This window comes from Pseudomonas corni (assembly GCF_057128765.1).
The window spans coordinates 1-17,620 of the sequence record NZ_JBSKHW010000017.1 but is presented as its reverse complement, the minus strand read 5'-3'; the positions used below and the strand labels follow the sequence as shown (position 1 = coordinate 17,620).

Here is a 17,620-nt window from a genome sequence, read left to right as displayed (position 1 = left end):
TGTTAAAGCTTGGGTTCGACCCGAAGCCGGTTGCCGCCATTGCTCGCCGGCCCATTGCGCGTCGGTGCGGGAGCCACCGGTTCGGATTTGTAACGGCTGGAGTCCGCCGAGGAAAACGGCTCGTCTTCGTCGTCTTTGTGGGCAGCAGCTTGCGCCTCGGCGGCTGCCTGGGCATGGGCCTGCCGCGCCTTGCGGGCGTTGAGAATCGGCAGGCGAATCAGCGCGAAGATGACGTAAAGCCCCAGCGCTACAGAGCCATAGGTCGCCAGATCCAGTACGGCGCGCCAGACGTTGCCACCAACCTTGAACGCCAGATCGAGCACGCTGATGGCCAGTGCCGGTGCGTACTTTCCCTTGCCCGGATCGACGATCGTCGGCGTGAACAACAGGACCGCGCCGATCAGCCACAGCGGTTCGCGCAGGTAGCGCCACATCCAGCCCGTCAGCTTCATCCACACCAACAGACAGCCCAACGCAGCGAATGCGTATAGGCCCCAGCCAATCATATAGTCGTTGTCGGTCATGACGTCCGTGGTAAGGCAGGTAAAGAGGCGCTTATGATAACGACTTTTCGCGAGCCAGGCTTCCCCGGCTTCAGCATCGGTGCGCGCGGCCCGTCAAACACAGGGCCGCCACCGGTCATTTAATGATCAGAGAGCCCAGCATGTCCTTATCAAACGCCTCCACCCGCGCCCCGATTGCCCGCAAGGCCGAGGGCGAAGATCCGTATGCATGGCTGCAAAACCGCGACACCGACGAGGTGCTCGACTACCTCAAGGCCGAAAATGCCTACCAAGAACAGCAATTGGCTGATCAGAAGGCGTTGCGCGAGACCCTGTTTCAGGAAATAAAAGGCCGCATCCTCGAAACTGACCTTTCCCTGCCCTCGCCTTGGGGCCCGTATCTGTATTACACACGCACCGCCGAGGGCGACGAGTACGGTCGGCATTACCGCTGCGCTCGCCCAGCCGATGACTCGCAGACGGTCGATGAAAGCACTGAAGAATTACTGCTGGACCCCAACGAGCTGGCCGGCGGCGGTTTTTTCTCCCTCGGCGCGTTCAGCATCAGCCCCGATCATCAGCGTCTCGCTTATAGCCTGGACACCACCGGTGAAGAGGTTTATCGGCTGTTCGTCAAAGAGCTGAGTGACGGCCAGATCACCGCTCTGCCGTTCGAAGATTGCGACGGCAGCATGACGTGGGCCAATGACAGCCAGACGCTGTTTTTTGGCGAACTGGACGATACCCATCGGCCGCACAAGCTGTATCGCCATACGCTGGGCAACGAGTCGGCCGACCTGGTGTTCAACGAACCGGACGGGCGTTTCTTCCTGCATTGCTACCGCACCAGCTCCGAGCGTCAACTGGTGTTGTCGCTAGACAGCAAGACCACCAGCGAAGCCTGGGTGCTGGATGCCGGAAAACCTGAACAAGCCTTTGTTTGCATGGCGCCACGTGCCGAAGGCCATGAGTACTCGGTGGACCACGGCCTGGTCGATAGCGTCTGGAGCTGGCTGATCCGCAGTAACCAGAACGGCATCAATTTCGCGCTGTTCCATGCGCCGGAGCAAACCCATGGGGTGCCGGACAGAGCGCAGTGGCAGACCCTGATTGCGCATAGCGATTCAGTGATGCTCGACGGCTTCAGCCTTAATGCCAAAGCCCTGACTTTGAGCCTGCGTGAAGGCGGCCTGCCCATTGTCGAGATTCACCCACAAGGCGCAGCGCCCTATCGCGTGCAATTGCCGGACGCGGCCTACAACCTTTACGTGCAAGACACACTTGAATTCGACAGCGATAAGATTCGTCTGCGCTATCAGTCGCTCAATCGTCCGGCGCAGGTTCGGCAACTGGCGCTTGCGACCGGCGAGCAAGTGGTGCTCAAGGAAACGCCAGTGCTTGGCGAGTTCGACGCCGACGCTTACGTCAGTCAGCGGTTGTGGGCGACTGCGCCGGACGGTACGCAGGTGCCGATCAGCCTGGTGGTCAAGCGTGAACTGGCAGGCAAAACGGTGCCGCTGTACCTCTACGGCTACGGCGCTTACGGAGAAAGCCTGGATCCGTGGTTTTCCCACGCCCGTCTGAGCCTGCTGGACCGGGGCGTTGCATTTGCCATTGCCCATGTGCGCGGCGGCGGCGAGTTGGGCGAAGCCTGGTATCGCAACGGCAAGCAGGAGCAAAAGACCAACACGTTCACTGACTTCATCGCCTGCGCCGAGTATTTGATCGCCCAGCAATTGACCAGCGCCGAGCAATTGGTGATCAGTGGTGGGAGCGCGGGTGGCCTGTTGATAGGCGCAGTGGTCAATCAGCGCCCAGAGTTGTTCAAGGCGGCAATTGCTGAAGTGCCGTTTGTCGACGTGTTGAACACCATGCTCAACCCCGAGCTGCCGCTGACCGTCACCGAATACGATGAGTGGGGCAACCCGCAGGAACCTGACGTTTACGCACGCATCAAGGCCTACGCGCCCTATGAAAACGTGACCGCTCAGGCCTACCCCGCCATGCTGGTGATCGCGGGCTACAACGACAGCCGTGTGCAGTATTGGGAAGCTGCAAAATGGGTGGCAAAATTGCGCGACCTCAAGACCGACGACAACCTGTTGCTGCTCAAGACTGAACTCGGCGCTGGCCACGGCGGGATGAGCGGGCGTTATCAGGGACTGCGCGACGTAGCGCTCGAATACGGTTTTATCTTCAAGGTTTTGCAATTGGCCTGAGGAACCTGATGGGCACCGCGAGTGCCCATCAGGCAGGGTCCCCGCGTTGCGTCGCCGGGGCCTGTAAATGATGTCGTCCCTTTCTGAAACTTGCACAAGATCGAGCCATGTCCACACCGTCATCACTGAATAACGAAATTCGCGAAATGCTGATGGACTGCGGTCTGTTCGATCCGCTCACGCCTGCTGAGTTTTCAGCCGCTGCGGGGTATTTCAGCATCAGCAGCATCGACAAAGGCCAAGCCATTTTCAACGAAGGCGATGCTGGCACGTTTATGTGCATCATCCATTCGGGCTCGGTGTCGGTGCAGAAACTCAATAGCGACGGCAAGCCAGTGGAGCTGGCCGTGCTGCGCAGCGGACGGGCGTTCGGTGAGATGGCGGTGCTCGACGGCGAGCGGCGTTCGGCAACCTGCATCGCCGCTACGCCCAGTTACCTGCTGAACCTGGGCCGGGATTCGCTGGACAAGATGATCAACGAGGCGCCCAAGACCGCCGCCAAAATCATCCGTGCGATTGCCGTGGCGCTGTCCAAACGCCTGCGCATGATGGATGGGCAGTTGGCGTCGCAGCAGGTTTGAGTTTTCTCTGTTCGGTGTAGGAGCGCGCTTGCCCGCGAAACGCAACGACAGACCACCTATTTACGGTGCGTCAGCCAACGCATCGCGAACAAGTTCGCTCCTACAGGGGCGAGAGAATTTCGTGTCGTTCCAGTCAATCCGCATCGCGAACAAGTTCGCTCCTACAGAGGGCGTGCCTGATTTTATGGCTTAACGACTGGGCTGGTTTGTTGTTCCAGGCCCTCTAACGCCTCGTCTTTTGGCGGGCCGGGTTGTGGGATTCTGGGGAGTAACGGCGGATTGCCCTCGCCATTCTCGCGGGGAGTGCTCGGCGGGGAGACTTGAGGATACGGGGTGGGTGTCGCAGTGCCCGGAGAACCCGGAGGGGACGATGTCGGCCCCGGCGTGTTAAGCGTGGGCTGCAGCGTCTCGGCCTGAATCGCACATACCGAGAGCGTCGCCAGGGTAATCGCCGTTAGAATGTAGCGCTTCATCGATGGGCTCCGCCGCCAGTGAGAGTTGTGAGTCACAGGCTACTCCTGGATCTCGGATTGCGCGCTGCAAACCGTCAATTTTTCCATCATCCACATTCATTTCTTCACTGAGTGCTCAATGAAACGTTTCGTTCTGCTCGACACCACTCCGATCCCCGACAACGGCGGTGCCTTGTGCCTGTTCGAATACGGCGAGGACTTCGTGATCAAGATCCAGGGCGGCGACGGCGGCCAGTTGATGAACACGCGCATGCACGGCTCCGAAGACGCGCTGGCTGAAATCCCGTGCAAAAAGGTCGCGGCGCGCACTCAACCCCGCGTATTGATCGGCGGGCTGGGCATGGGCTTTACCCTCGCCTCCGCGCTCAAGCACCTGGGCAAAAACGCCGAAGTGGTGGTCGCCGAACTGGTGCCCGGCGTTGTCGAGTGGAATCGCGGGCCGCTGGGTGAGAAGTCCGGCAATCCATTGCTAGACCCCCGCGCCAAGGTGCTGATTCAGGACGTGGCGCAGGTGCTGAAAAGCGAGCCACAGGGTTTCGATGCGATCATGCTTGACGTCGACAACGGCCCCGAAGGCCTGACGCAAAAGTCCAACAGCTGGTTATATTCGGCTGGCGGCCTCAGTGCCTGCGCCCAGGCATTACGGCCAAAAGGCGTGTTGGCGGTTTGGTCGGCCAGCGCTGATGCAGCATTCTCGGACAAGCTGCGCAAGGCCGGCTTCAAGGCCGAAGAGGTCAAGGTCTATGCTCACGGCAACAAGGGCACCCGACATACGATCTGGATCGCCGAAAAACTGAAAGCCTGATCGGCCCACGAAGCGCTAGACTGCCCACATTGCCGACAACAGAACACGAACCAGGTGACACCATGAGCACGACCACACCCACCAATACCTCGAAGCTGGATCGCATCCTCGCCGACGCCCAGCGCGATCGCGAAATGGGTTACCGCGACAAGGCTTTGCGCATGTACCCCCACGTGTGTGGCCGCTGTGCCCGCGAGTTTGCTGGCAAGCGCCTGAGCGAGCTGACCGTTCACCACCGCGACCACAACCACGACAACAATCCTCAAGACGGCTCCAACTGGGAATTGCTGTGCCTGTACTGCCACGATAACGAACACTCGCGTTACACCGACCAGCAGTACTTCTCTGAAAGCTCCACCAGCAGCCCGAAAACCGCCAAGGCGACGCACAATCCGTTTGCAGCGCTGGCCGGGTTGATGAAGAAAGACGACTGATCCTGTAGGAGCGCGCTTGCCCGCGAATCGGTTTCACAGCTGACATCAAATCGGCGGAACGAACGCTTTCGCGGGCAAGCGCGCTCCTACACGTCAGCCAAACGCCCCGCTTCACGTATAATCCTGCGCCTTCCCCTCAGCGAGCACTCTCCCCCGTGGCCAACAAACGCTATGCCTGCATCGGCCTGTACAACCCAAAATCTCCTGAAAATGTGGGCTCGGTGATGCGCGCAGCGGGTTGCTATGGCGTCGCCTCGGTGTTCTACACCGGGACGCGCTACGAGCGAGCACGGGATTTTGTGACAGACACCAAGAAGATCCATCAGGACATCCCGCTGATTGGCATCGATGACCTGAAGAAAATCATTCCCCTGGGCTGTATCCCGGTGGCTGTGGAGCTGGTCGACGGGGCGCGCGCGTTGCCCGAATACACTCATCCTGACCGGGCCATTTATATCTTCGGCCCTGAAGATGGCTCGCTCGACAAAGAGATCCGCGACTGGTGCGAGGACGTGGTGTACATCCCCACAACCGGATGCATGAACCTGGCTGCAACTGTCAATGTTGTGCTCTATGACCGCATGGCCAAGGGCAACAATACGCGCTCGGGCCCTCAGTTCGGTCGGGACACCCAAGGCACGTAGGCAAATCGTGCGAGCAAACGCATTGAACAGATCGAGGCTTGGGCAGTCAGTTTTAGGGACCCCAACCCTTCATGGAGAAACATCATGAGCGACACCCCGATCGTTGAACGTATTGACACCGCAATTCAGCCTCAGCCTGAGCAGAACGTGCAAGGTTGGGAGCGCATTGGCTCGTTGGCGGGCGGCGTCTTGATGATGGGCAAAGGCCTGCGTCGTGGCGGCCTCTTCGGCCTGATCCAACTGGCCATCGGCGGCGCAGTGCTGGCGCGTGGCATTACCGGTCATTGTTCGGCCAAAGCGCTGGTCGAAAAAGGCCGTAGCGACCTGGACGTCGCCAAATCTCGTATCAAACGCGCTGGCGCCGAATTGAGTAGCCTGAAAACCAAGGCAGAAGTAGCGGCTGAAGAAGCCGTGGTGAAAAGCATTGATGCGGTAAAAGCGCCGAAAACCGAAATTTAAGCGTATGAAAACTCTGTAGGAGCGAACTTGTTCGCGAGCGGTCGAAAGCCTCGCCAACAAGTTGGCTCCTACAGATGACCGTTGGTCTTAACCCGCCCGAAAAATCAAATAATCTTCCCAGTCGTCTTCCGGCACGCTGTTCTCGCTGAGCATGCGCCCTGACTGAGAAACGCGCGCTTGATGCACGGCATCACGATCGCCGCACACCAGATGATGCCAAAGCGGCAGATCCTTCCCCTCGCTGACCAATCGATAACCGCACGTAGGCGGCAGCCACTTGAATTCATCCGCCTGCCCTGGCGTCAGTTGGATGCAATCGGGCACCGACGCGCGACGATTGGGGTAATCAGTGCACTGACAGGTCTTCAGATCCAGCAGCTTGCAGGCAATGCGCGTGTAATAAACGCTGTTGTCGTCTTCGTCTTCCAGCTTTTGCAGGCAGCACAGGCCGCAGCCATCGCACAAGGATTCCCACTCGACCGCGTCAAGCTGATCGAGGGTTTTGCGTATCCAGAAGGGTTCGACTTTAGCGGCCATGGGTGCGGAATCGGTATCAATGGAATGAAAAGGCCGACAGTTTAGGGCCGTCAGTCATATGCGCCTAGTAAAGACGTGGAAGAGCTGACGAGCAGCAAGGCTGCTATCGCGGCGTGCCAGTTGCCCCGAATCGCAGCCTCGCGCTGCTCGTCAGCTCCTACAGAGGGGTCGCTCAATAGCCCCGCGAAAAATCCACTTCGCCGCGCAACGGTTCACTTGCTGCATAGGCTCGTAGATTCTCCACAAACAGCTGCGTCATCATGGTTGGCGATGTCGGCGCAGAGCTGTGCCCGGTCAACAGCAAACCCCAGGCGGTCCAGAACGGGTGACGCTGGGGCAGCGGCTCCTGGCGGCAGACGTCGATGACCGCGCCCGCCAGATGGCCTTCCTTGAGCGCTTCGACCAGATCGGCGTCCACCACCGACGTACCACGCCCGACGTTGATGAACAGCGCCGAAGGCTTGAACTGGGCGAACAGCTTGGCATCGTACAGATCATGGGTGTGCGGCGTGTTGGGCAGCAGGTTGATGACGAAATCAACCTGCCCCACCAGACGCGCCAGATCACTCGGCGCGCCCACTTCGACGAACGGCTCCAGCGTGCGAGCAGTGGAGGCAATGCCGTACAGCTCCACGCCAAACGGCAGTAGAAACTTCGCCACCGTCGCACCAATGTCGCCAGTGCCGACGATCAGCGCTTTACGACCCGCCAGGCTATGACCCACGCGGTTGTCCCACTTGCGTTCGACCTGGCTTACCAGCCGGGCCAGCACTTCGCGTTCATGGACCAGCATGTACGTCAGGACAAACTCAGCCATCACCTGGCCGAAGATGCCGACAGCGCGGGTCAGACGATAGTCACGATTCAAACCCTCTGCCAGCAGCGGCGTGATACCCGCCCAGGTTGATTGCAGCCACTGCGGCTTGTGGCCCTGACGCAACAGGTTCGCCAGCAAATCAGGTTGGCCCAGCCAGACTGGCGCATCGGTGGCCATTCTGGCGAGTTCGGCAGAATCGCCGCTGCTCAGTACTTCAATATCGGGAGCGGCTTTACGGAGTAATTCGGTGTAAACGGCAAAATCGTGTTCGGCGATCAGAACGCGCATGATTCAAAACTCAAAAAAACGGGACATGCGACCGATGCATTTCAGGCCAAGAAGGCTTGGGCGCATCGATCCGGTAAACCCCTGCGATGGTTTGCAGGGTCTTTTCAATGGCGCGACCCCTTACATCGGGTCGTTGCGGCGCAGCAGCTCTTCGGGCAAGTGCTCGATGTAGTCGTCTTCAGCCGGTGGCATTTGCAGGTGATAGCCCTGCTTTTCGAGGTTGGCGAGGACGGTATGAATGTCCTCGCGCGCCAGGGCACGCTCAGGGCTCAACACCAGGTTGAAAGCGTGCAGTGGTTTGCCGAACGCCGCCAGCAACTCGTCCGGCACACGCTCCAGAGCATCACTCTTGAGCACATACAGGTACATTTCATTGCGGCGCGGGCTGCGGTAGATGGAGCAAATACGTTTCAAGGCTGTTCTCCGGGGGCGGCCAGGCTGTCGAGCAGCGTCTGGCCCATCAGTTCGCGGCGCCAGCCACGCAGCGAATCGGGCAAATGGTAAGGACCGTCGGGATAACCGGTCTTGAGCAGCGCTTCAAGGGTCTTCTTGCGCAGCATCAATTCGGGGGCCATGTCCAGGCGTTCTGCCTGTTGCTGGCCGATGACGCGAAGGGATTTGAGCACGTTGGAAGCATCGATCGGCAACGGCTCAGGCAGGGCTGGTGGCCACTGATCCTGGGACACGCTGCCGGCCTTCTTGATCAGGTCCAGCAGAAACTCGCCGTCCTGTCGCACGGTCTTGGGATGCATGTCTTCAATCTTCGCCAGCGCCGCCAGGTTGTCTGGCTGGGTCTTGGCCAGCGGCCACAATGCGTGTTCACGCAGTACGCGGTTGCGCGGCTGATTGCGGGCGCGGGCTTCTTTCTCGCGCCATGCGCACAACTCTCGCAGCACCGCCAGCTGGGCGCGGGATAACTTCCACGCCAGCTTGGCTTCCCGATAAACCTCGTACGGATCGGTCTCACGGCGCAGATTCGCCACCAGTTCCGCCCCGTCTTCGACGACCCAGGCGTACTTTTCGTCCGACAGACGCGGGCGCAGCAAAGCGTAGACTTCGGCCAGATGTACGGCGTCTTCGGCGGCGTAGCTGATCTGGGTTTCAGACAGCGGACGCTGCAGCCAGTCGGACCGCGTTTCGCCTTTGGGTAAGTCGATGTTGAGGACTTCCTGCACCAGGCGTGAATAACCCATCGAAAAGCCCAGGTTCAGGTAAGCCGCCGCCAGTTGCGTGTCGAACAACGGCGCTGGCAGGCTGCCGGTCAGGCGCAGCAAGACTTCGAGGTCTTCGCTGCAGGCGTGCACGACCTTGATGACGTCGGGGTTTTCCAGCAACGCGGACAGCGGGCGCCAGTCGCTGATCAACAACGGATCGATCAGATAAGCGCTGGAACCGTCGCCAATTTGCAGCAACGCGGCGATGGGATAGAAGGTGTCGACCCGCATGAATTCGGTGTCGAGGGCGACAAAAGGCAGAGCCTGCCACTGTGCGCAATGTCGGGCGAGGCTGTCGTCGTCGCGAATCCAGTGAATATCGATGGCCACACGGCTCTCCCTTGAAGAATGGCGCGCAGTATATATCGCTATAAGCGATTACCGGGCATCCGACCTGCAAGTCTTGAGCATCTTCATGGTTTGCGCATGTGACGCCTGCGCGAAATACGACCGTCTATCGGTTCAATGAGTGATTTTTCGCAATATGTACACTCGCCACATCGCGTAGCCGGGCAAGAAATCATGATGAGCGACGATAGCGAAGCCAGCATTGGCAAATTCGGTCTCGATGGTTGAACGACTCACAACGAATCGGTTGCGCGGTAATTCAGCAAGGCCTTGGGCCAGACGCGAGCGTTGTTGACGTTTGCGCCGCCACGCCTTGAGGTTGCCATCGACCCACAGCGCTACGATGGCGGTGTCGCGGGTAACGCGGTGGAATTCCTGAAGGATTTCCATGCGTCCGTCGCTTTGCGCCACGTGATGGAACTGGCGCATGCAGAAAATGCAATCCACCGCATTGGCCGACAAGCCGATGGAAAAAACCGAACTCTGAAACGTGCGAATGCGCTCGCGCACTTCCTCAGGCGACTGGGACTGCGCCACCGCCAGCATGTCGGTGGAGGGGTCGGCGGCCAGAATCACTCGATTGGAATGCTCGGCCAGCACCGGCCAGAAGCGTCCGGAACCCGCTGGCAAATCCAGCACCAGACCCGGATCTCCGGCGTCACGCAGGGCATGGCGTGCCAGTTGCGCGTCACGCCACAGGCTTAATTTGCGCGCAAAGCCCTGATCAAGCGGCTGCATGCACTCGCGCACTTGCGCGGAGTCAGGACTGTGATCAGTCATTGGCCAGTACCCCGTCCGTATAAATCCCCCTGCAATTGGCGAACATATCCAGGGCCGGGTTGTAGACTTTGGTGTCGACCTTGAGCAGTCCCAGCATGGAATGGAACAGGTTGTCCTGGCTCAGCGGGGCATTGCGCTCGCCTTGCAGGCAACGGGTATTAACGGCGAACGACTGCTGATAGTTATCGGAGAACCAGGCCACCATCGGCACGTGTTTCTGTTGATCCGGCGCCAGCATGTAAGGGGTGCCGTGGAGGAACAGGTTGTACTCGCCCAGAGACTCGCCATGGTCCGACAGATACATCATGGCAGTGTCTACTTTGTCCTGGTTATTGCGCAGGATGTCGATCAAACTCGCCAATACATGATCGGTATATAACAGCGTGTTGTCGTAGCCGTTGACGATGCTTTCGCGAGTGCAATTATTAAGTGCATTGCTTTCGCAAACCGGCGTGAATTTTTCGTACTCTTTTGGATAACGCTTGAAATATTCAGGGCCGTGGCTGCCCATCTGGTGCAACACCAATACCGTGTCTTTATCCAGGTTATCGATAAAACTTTGCAGGCCCTGCAGCAGTATTTCGTCGCGGCATTCGTTATTGGCGCACAGCACCGGATCTTTCAAGTTGCTGACATCTTGCAGTGTGACGCGGTCACAAGTGCCCTTGCATCCGGACTGATTGTCACGCCAGACCACGTTCAGACCGGCACGCTTGAGCACATCGAGCATGCCTTCCTGGTTCCTGGCGGTGGTCGCGCTGTAGTCCTTGCGACCCATGTTGGAAAACATGCAGGGGACCGACACCGCTGTCTCCGTTCCGCAGGAATGCACGTCGGAGAAAGCGATCACTCCGCGCTCTTTTTTCAATTGCGGCGTGGTGTCACGGTTATAGCCCAGAATCCCGAAGTTCTCGGCGCGCGCACTCTCACCTACCACCAGCACCGTGAGGGACTTGCGCTTGTGCTGCGACCATTCGCTGTCGAGCTTTGCGTCTTCGCCCAGAGTCACGAATGGCTTTTGCGCCGACACCACCTGCTCGCTCAGGTAACCGATCGATGCGCCAATGTAGTTGCTCGGCACCACCATCAATCGCAACTCGTGGTGATTACGAAACAACGACGACAAGCCTTGATAGTTGAGCAACGCGATGCCGCCGATTATCACCGCACAACCTACGCTGACCAGCGTCTTGCTGACCAGTTCGCGGGGCCAGCGACGATAGTTGACCGGTACTTTCCATAGAATCAGCGAAGGCAGGACGCCCAACAACACGATATACACCGCTAACTTCAGCGATAACAAATCACGCACTTCGGTGGCATTGGTTTCCGCAAAGTTTCGAAACATGCCCGCATCGATCATCACGCCGTATTGACTCATGAAGTAAGCAACACCCGCACTGATCATGAACAATAAGATCAGTACGGGTTTCATGACGCGCTTAAAGGCAAACAATGTGAGGAAGATATTAAATACACAGAAGATCATGACGCCAAACGCCGCACGCAGCATGAGCCCTTTACTGTTGAAATCAGTAATAGCGAACAAGTGTTGCCAGAGGGTCAGGTTAAACCCGAGCAATAAAAAAGCGCTGGCGAGCAAGGTTACAAGCTCGGGACGAACTGCTTTAACGTTCAGCATGATGGTCTGCTTGACTCAAATTAGAAGGCGCCACAGGAGCAATAGAAATTCACTCCTCCGACGTAGCGAACTTTAGGCAGAGGGCCATCAATTTTTTGTGAAAAGGATGCGAACAAATAGTCGTGTCAGACCGCTTTTTCTGTAGGAAAAATCTTTAAAACCCAACCATGGTCGGCCGATAGCCGACCGCCTGATTGTTCAATGCACCGAATCGGTAGCCAAGGTCTGGGAGACGTTGACAGCACGATCGGCCTGCCTGGCGTCGGCGATGATCATCTGCGCGGCTTTCTCTGCAATCATCAGCGTCGGCGAGCAGGTGTTGCCGGAGGTGATGGTGGGCATGATCGAGGCATCCACTACGCGCAGACCTTCCATCCCGTGCACCCTGAGCCTTTCATCCACCACGGCATCACGCCCCTGCCCCATTTTGCAGGTGCCGACCGGGTGGAAAATCGTGGTGCCTATCGCGCTGGCTGCCTGACGCAGCTCTTGCTCGGTTTGCAGACTGGCGCCCGGCAAGTACTCCACCGGTTCGAACGCCGCCAGCGCAGGCGCGGCGACTATTTTTCGGGTCAGGCGGATGGCATCAGCGGCGACTTTGAGATCGTTCTCGTGACTGAGGTAATTGGGGCGAATGATCGGCGCCGCATCAGGCAATGCTGAGCGTATTTCCACTGAGCCGCGACTCTGCGGCCGCAGATCGCAAACCGATGCAGTGAATGCCGCAAACGCATGCAATGGCTCGCCGAAGCGCTCCAGGGATAAGGGCTGAACGTGGTACTCAAGATTAGCGCTTGCCTGCTCCGGACCGGATCGGGCAAAGGCACCGAGCTGACTGGGGGCCATCGCCAGCGGGCCGCTGCGGTTGATTGCGTAACGCAGGCCCATGTTCATTTTGCCCCACAGGCTGCCCACCATTTGATTCAGCGTGCGGCCGTTGCTGACCTTGTAGATCAGGCGCAACTGCAGGTGATCCTGAAGATTGCCGCCCACCCCCGGTAACTCGTGACGTACGCCGATGCCGAGCTTTTCGAGCAACGGACGCGGACCGATACCGGAGCGCTGCAGCAGCATGGGTGAGCCGATAGAGCCACAGCAGAGGATGATTTCCCGCCGAGCCTGGAACTGTACTTCGCCCGAATCGCCCTGAGCGATGATCGCGCTGGCCCTGCCGTTTTGAAACTCAATGCGCGACGCTTCGAAGCCGGTCATCACTGTCAGATTGGGACGTTGGGCTATCGGTCTCAAGAAAGCTTTGGACGCGTTCCAGCGCACGCCACGTCGCTGGTTGACTTGAAAGTAACTGCAGCCTTCGTTGTCTCCGCCGTTGAAGTCCGGAATCGAAGCAATGCCCGTTTGCGCAGCCGCTTGGCGAAACGCGTCAAGAATGGGCCAGGACAGGCGTTGTTGTTCCACGCGCCATTCGCCCTTGGCGCCGTGAAAGTCAGACTCGCCGCCGTAGTGATTTTCCGATTGTTTGAACATGGGCAGAACGTCCTGCCAGCCCCAGCCTTTATTGCCCTGTGCCGCCCATTCGTCATAGTCCCGCGACTGGCCGCGCATGTAGATCATGCCGTTGATGGACGAGCATCCACCGAGCACTTTGCCCCGGGGGTAATTGAGCGAACGGCCGTTCAAGCCGGGTTCGGATTCAGTCTTGAAGCACCAGTCGGTGCGCGGGTTGCCGATGCAGTAGAGATAGCCCACCGGCACATGAATCCAGGGATAGTTGTCCTGCCCGCCCGCTTCGAGCAGCAGCACGCGGTGCTCGGGGTTTTGCGACAACCGATTAGCGAGCAAGCAGCCCGCAGGGCCTGCGCCGACGATTACGTAGTCATAGAGCACACTGGCAGTTTGCATGCGTCCCTCGCTGGTCATTTTTATTTTTTTCGACGATTCATCCTGATGGTTTTCCGCACAAAACAAAAGGCCGCCCCATGTTGCCATGGGGCGGCCTTCATCTGTGTAGCGGGCCAAGCCCTGTAGGAGCGCGCTTGCCCGCGAACCGGATGTGTCAGCGGACATCGTTTGCGCTGATCCACCGCAATCGCGGGCAAGCGCGCTCCTACAGATTTGGCAGCGTGTCGGTCTGCTGACCTGTAGGAGCGAATTTATTCGCGAGAGGGCTGTGTGTCTGACGCACATGTATCGCCTGGTAGGCATCCTCGCGAACAAGTTCGCTCCTACAGATTTGGCAGCGCTGCAGTCTGCTGACCTGTAGGAGCGAATTTATTCGCGAGAGGCCAAGCTGTCGCGCAGAAACCCGGATGTCTCCGGCGTTTGTGATTCTGGCCGGAGGCCGTAGGAGCCTGACTTGTCGGCGATCTGCCGGGTACCGGCAGCAAAAGCTATGCACGCGGTGTGTCTGGCACGCCGAGGACTTCGGTTTAGGGCCGCTGCGCAGCCCATCGTCGGCAAGCCGGACTCCTACGCCCTACGGGCAGAAGCAAGTTCGCGGAGCTAATGAGTTCAACGACATACTTCTTGTTTTATGAAAGCGAATTTATTCGCGAGAGGGCTGTGTGTCTGACGCACATGTATCGGCTGGTAGGCATCCTCGCGAACAAGTTCGCTCCTACAGATTTGGCAGCGTTACAGTCTGCTGACCTGTAGGAGCGAATTGATTCGCGAGAGGCCAAGCTGTCGCGCAGAAACCCGGATGTCTCCGGCGTTTGTGATTCTGGCCGGAGGCCGTAGGAGCCTGACTTGTCGGCGATCTGCCGGGTACCGGCAGCAAAAGCTATGCACGCGGTGTGTCTGGCACGCCGAGGACTTCGGTTTAGGGCCGCTGCGCAGCCCATCGTCGGCAAGCCGGACTCCTACGCCCTACGGGCAGAAGCAAGTTCGCGGAGCTAATGAGTTCAACGACATACTTCCTGTTTTATGAAAGCGAATTTATTCGCGAGAGGCCTGTGTGTCTGACGCACATGTATCGCCTGGTAGGCATCCTCGCGAACAAGTTCGCTCCTACAGATTTGGCAGCGTTGCAGTCTGCTGACCTGTAGGAGCGAATTTATTCGCGAGAGGCCTGTGCATCTGACGCAAATATATCGCCTGGCCCTTCGCGAACAAGTTCGCTCCTACAGATTTGGCAGCGTGGCAGTCTGCTGACCTGTAGGAGCGAATTTATTCGCGAGAGGCCTGTGTGTCTGACGCAAATATATCGCCTGGCCCTTCGCGAACAATTCGCTGCTACAGGTTTTTCAGCGCACTTTTAAACCGCGCTACGGCGGTAGCTGCGGTAGTTCGGCATCCAGAAATTTCGCTCGATGGCCTCCAGCAGCACTTCTTCGGTGGTTTCCAGCGCTACATCGTCGGCCTGGGCCTGCTTGGCGACGGCCAGCGCAATCTTCTTGCTGACTTCCTGAATCTCCTTCAACGGCGGCAGCACTGCATCGCCCTTGCCGGTGACCATCGGGGAACACTCGGCCAAGGCATTGGAGGCGGCCATTAGCATTTTGTCGGTAATGCGCGTGGCTTTTGCCGCGATCACTCCCAAGCCAATGCCGGGGAAGATGTAGGAGTTATTGCACTGCGCGATGTGGAAAGTGCGATCACCAACGGTCACGGGCGCAAACGGACTACCGGTGGCCACCAGCGCTTCGCCATTGGTCCAGGTCAGGACTTCCTGCGGCGTGACTTCGACTTTGGAGGTCGGGTTCGACAGCGGCATTACCAGTGGTTTGGCACAGTGTTTGTGCATCTCGCGGATGACTTCTTCGGTGAACAGCCCACGCTGGCCGGACACGCCGATCAACACGGTCGGCTGGCCATTGCGCACCACGTCCAACAGCACCGGATAACCATCAGCGCTAGCCCAGCCCGCCACGTCGCCGGCTTTCTGTGCGAGGTTTTTCTGGAAGTCCAGCAAGTTGTCCATGCTGTCGGTCAGCAGGCCGAAGCGATCAACCATCATCACGCGTTTGCGCGCTTGTTCTTCACTCAGGCCTTCGATGACCATCGCGGCGATAATGTGTTCGGCAATGCCGCAACCGGCCGACCCTGCACCGAGGAATACCACTCGCTGCTGACCAAGCGTCTCGTTCTTGGCTTTGCACGCTGCGAGCAACGTACCCACCGCCACCGACGCAGTGCCCTGAATGTCGTCGTTGAAGCAGCAGAGCTCGTCGCGGTATTTCTCCAGCAACGGCATGGCGTTGGTCTGGGCGAAATCTTCGAACTGCAGCAGTACATCAGGCCAGCGACGTTGCACGGCCTCAATGAACAGTGCAACGAAGTCTTCGTATTCTTTGCCGGTGACGCGCTCGTGGCGCCAGCCCATGTACATCGGATCGTCCAGCAGTTCTTTATTGTTGGTGCCGACATCGAGGACGATCGGCAGGGTGTAGGCCGGGCTGATGCCACCGCACGCGGTGTACAGCGAGAGCTTGCCGATGGGGATGCCCATGCCGCCAATGCCCTGATCGCCCAGACCGAGGATGCGCTCGCTGTCAGTCACTACGATGATCTTGATGCGATCTTTGGTCGCGCTGCGCAGGATGTCGTCGATGCGATCGCGTTCAGGGTAGGAAATGAACAGGCCGCGGTGAGTGCGGTAGATCTTCGAGAATTCCTGACACGCCTGACCGACAGTCGGGGTGTAGATGATGGGCAGCATCTCGTCCAGATGCGAGTCCAGCAGACGGAAGAACAACGTTTCGTTGTTGTCCTGAATCGAGCGCAGATAGATGTGTTTGTCGAGATCGCTCGCGCATTGCTTGTACTGGCTATACACGCGGGCCAATTGTTCTTCGATCGTTTCAACGTTCTGCGGTAACAGGCCAACCAGGTTGAAATCGATGCGCTCTTGCGGGGTGAAGGCACTGCCCTTGTTCAGCAGCGGCATTTCCAGCAAAGAAGGGCCAGCGTAGGAAATATATAAAGGTCGCGAGGTCTTGGTCATTTTCAGTGATCGCCTTTTCTCTGTTTGCTCATATCAATAAATGTCCGAAAACGGGCTCCCCGAGTTCGTTGGCTGAACACAACTCAGCACAACAACTCAGCGCGGGATCCGTCCGGAAAAATGGGGAGATGAAAATCAGGGGGCCTATCTTACGCCCGTCAGGCCGATTGCGACATTTTGTCGCTCGGTAGATTGCGAAATGATGGCCAAGGCAAGAGAACACGGGGCAGCGGGCGGTTTGTCAGGCTGGAAATACGTCGTGCAGAAAAATTAGCGCTGAACTGGCGCAACGCCAGTGATGTCACACCGACACCACCAGGAGACGGTATGCCAGTTCAGCGGTTGTTTCAAATTCACTATTGCTTCAGAGACGAGCGACAGACCTTCATGCAGCCCGACCGTACCATGAGCGATGCGGACGCCTGGTATTACGCCTGCCTGCACGCCCGAATCGGTGTGCTGCACAACGTGCCCCACGGCCGACCTGAATTGCTGGCGCTGGAAAAGCATGCGCAGCGATTTGGTTTGAGCGACGTTTTCTGGGAGGAATTGCCGGGATGACCTGGGGGCGTTACTTCCAGTAAATGACCCACAAGATAGCGCTCACGACAGATATCCAGGTGGCCGCCATGACTGCGGCAACTGCAATAAAACGCTTATCCATAAGAGGCCTCGCTAAAATTTGCCGCAAATCTTAGGCCCACGCCCAAGACAATGTCAGGCTCATTTGCACTATCCCCGAGCATGCTTTTGCACTATTGCCAAGGCGCCAGCCTCAGCGGTTTGACTGAGCGTTGCCAGCGTTCATCAGCTGTTTCCAAGCACTGTCGACCTTCAGCGTAGCATCGGTGATGCAGCGCGCATTACGCTGGCCCGAAAAGCAAAAAACCCCTTCTGCCCTTTCGATCCCTATCAAGTGAAGGCACAATCCGCCTCCTTTTTCGGCGGGCATTGCTGGAGGCCTCGACATGAT

17 protein-coding genes are annotated in these 17,620 nt (G+C 58.3%); 7 read left to right on the top strand and 10 right to left on the bottom strand.

The window, feature by feature from the left end; all coding sequences use genetic code 11:
- Positions 1 to 2 precede the first annotated feature (2 nt).
- Complete coding sequence (locus tag ACWKV9_RS22780; protein WP_483838365.1) at positions 3 to 524, bottom strand: MFS transporter; 522 nt, start codon at positions 522 to 524, stop codon at positions 3 to 5.
- Positions 525 to 664: 140 nt separating this feature from the next.
- Here ACWKV9_RS22780 and ACWKV9_RS22775 point away from each other — a divergent pair, with 140 nt between their 5' ends.
- The 6 genes from ACWKV9_RS22775 to ACWKV9_RS22750 all read left to right on the top strand — a co-directional run bounded on the left by ACWKV9_RS22775 (position 665) and on the right by ACWKV9_RS22750 (position 6,118).
- On the top strand, positions 665 to 2,722 hold the full coding sequence (locus tag ACWKV9_RS22775; protein ID WP_483838364.1) for a S9 family peptidase: 2,058 nt from the start codon (positions 665 to 667) through the stop codon (positions 2,720 to 2,722).
- Between the two features lie 107 nt (positions 2,723 to 2,829).
- Positions 2,830 to 3,303, top strand: coding sequence for a Crp/Fnr family transcriptional regulator (locus tag ACWKV9_RS22770; protein ID WP_483838363.1), 474 nt, complete (start codon positions 2,830 to 2,832; stop codon positions 3,301 to 3,303).
- A gap of 591 nt (positions 3,304 to 3,894) precedes the next feature.
- Complete coding sequence (locus tag ACWKV9_RS22765) at positions 3,895 to 4,581, top strand: spermidine synthase (protein WP_483838362.1); 687 nt, start codon at positions 3,895 to 3,897, stop codon at positions 4,579 to 4,581.
- A 62-nt stretch (positions 4,582 to 4,643) separates the two neighbouring features.
- The gene (locus ACWKV9_RS22760; RefSeq protein ID WP_483838361.1) at positions 4,644 to 5,015 is read left to right on the top strand and encodes a YajD family HNH nuclease; all 372 of its coding nucleotides are present in this window, start codon (positions 4,644 to 4,646) and stop codon (positions 5,013 to 5,015) included.
- Between the two features lie 155 nt (positions 5,016 to 5,170).
- The gene (locus tag ACWKV9_RS22755; protein ID WP_483838360.1) at positions 5,171 to 5,659 is read left to right on the top strand and encodes an RNA methyltransferase; all 489 of its coding nucleotides are present in this window, start codon (positions 5,171 to 5,173) and stop codon (positions 5,657 to 5,659) included.
- 84 nt (positions 5,660 to 5,743) lie between these two features.
- Entirely contained in the window at positions 5,744 to 6,118 is a 375-nt protein-coding gene (locus ACWKV9_RS22750) for a YgaP family membrane protein (RefSeq protein WP_483838359.1), read from the top strand.
- 87 nt (positions 6,119 to 6,205) lie between these two features.
- On the opposite strand, the gene ACWKV9_RS22745 is transcribed toward ACWKV9_RS22750, so the two are convergent.
- From ACWKV9_RS22745 to ACWKV9_RS22710, 8 genes are all read right to left on the bottom strand, one after another.
- Positions 6,206 to 6,655, bottom strand: a complete 450-nt coding sequence (locus tag ACWKV9_RS22745) for a YcgN family cysteine cluster protein (RefSeq protein ID WP_483838358.1) — start codon at positions 6,653 to 6,655, stop codon at positions 6,206 to 6,208.
- A 172-nt stretch (positions 6,656 to 6,827) separates the two neighbouring features.
- Positions 6,828 to 7,760 (bottom strand): D-2-hydroxyacid dehydrogenase, encoded by a 933-nt coding sequence (locus ACWKV9_RS22740; protein WP_483838357.1) that lies wholly within the window; start codon positions 7,758 to 7,760, stop codon positions 6,828 to 6,830.
- 120 nt (positions 7,761 to 7,880) lie between these two features.
- The gene (locus ACWKV9_RS22735; protein ID WP_483838356.1) at positions 7,881 to 8,174 is read right to left on the bottom strand and encodes a YcgL domain-containing protein; all 294 of its coding nucleotides are present in this window, start codon (positions 8,172 to 8,174) and stop codon (positions 7,881 to 7,883) included.
- Positions 8,171 to 9,304, bottom strand: coding sequence for a ribonuclease D (gene rnd, locus ACWKV9_RS22730; protein WP_483838355.1), 1,134 nt, complete (start codon positions 9,302 to 9,304; stop codon positions 8,171 to 8,173). Before rnd ends, ACWKV9_RS22735 begins: the two co-directional genes overlap by 4 nt.
- 132 nt (positions 9,305 to 9,436) lie before the next feature.
- On the bottom strand, positions 9,437 to 10,102 hold the full coding sequence (locus ACWKV9_RS22725; protein WP_483838354.1) for a class I SAM-dependent methyltransferase: 666 nt from the start codon (positions 10,100 to 10,102) through the stop codon (positions 9,437 to 9,439).
- Complete coding sequence (locus tag ACWKV9_RS22720) at positions 10,095 to 11,744, bottom strand: phosphoethanolamine transferase (RefSeq protein ID WP_483838353.1); 1,650 nt, start codon at positions 11,742 to 11,744, stop codon at positions 10,095 to 10,097. The genes ACWKV9_RS22725 and ACWKV9_RS22720 overlap by 8 nt, the downstream gene beginning before the upstream one ends.
- Positions 11,745 to 11,942: 198 nt before the next feature.
- Positions 11,943 to 13,604 carry a GMC family oxidoreductase gene (locus ACWKV9_RS22715; protein ID WP_483838352.1) on the bottom strand — a complete coding sequence of 554 codons (1,662 nt, stop codon included), beginning with the start codon at positions 13,602 to 13,604 and terminating at the stop codon, positions 11,943 to 11,945.
- 1,354 nt (positions 13,605 to 14,958) lie between these two features.
- On the bottom strand, positions 14,959 to 16,647 hold the full coding sequence (locus ACWKV9_RS22710; protein ID WP_483838351.1) for an NAD-dependent malic enzyme: 1,689 nt from the start codon (positions 16,645 to 16,647) through the stop codon (positions 14,959 to 14,961).
- 327 nt (positions 16,648 to 16,974) lie between these two features.
- On the opposite strand from ACWKV9_RS22710, the gene ACWKV9_RS22705 reads away from it, so the two are divergent.
- The gene (locus ACWKV9_RS22705) at positions 16,975 to 17,208 is read left to right on the top strand and encodes a DUF6555 family protein (protein WP_483838350.1); all 234 of its coding nucleotides are present in this window, start codon (positions 16,975 to 16,977) and stop codon (positions 17,206 to 17,208) included.
- Between the two features lie 214 nt (positions 17,209 to 17,422).
- On the opposite strand, the gene ACWKV9_RS22700 is transcribed toward ACWKV9_RS22705, so the two are convergent.
- On the bottom strand, positions 17,423 to 17,620 hold a 198-nt coding region (locus ACWKV9_RS22700), incomplete at its 5' end, for a hypothetical protein (RefSeq protein WP_483838349.1).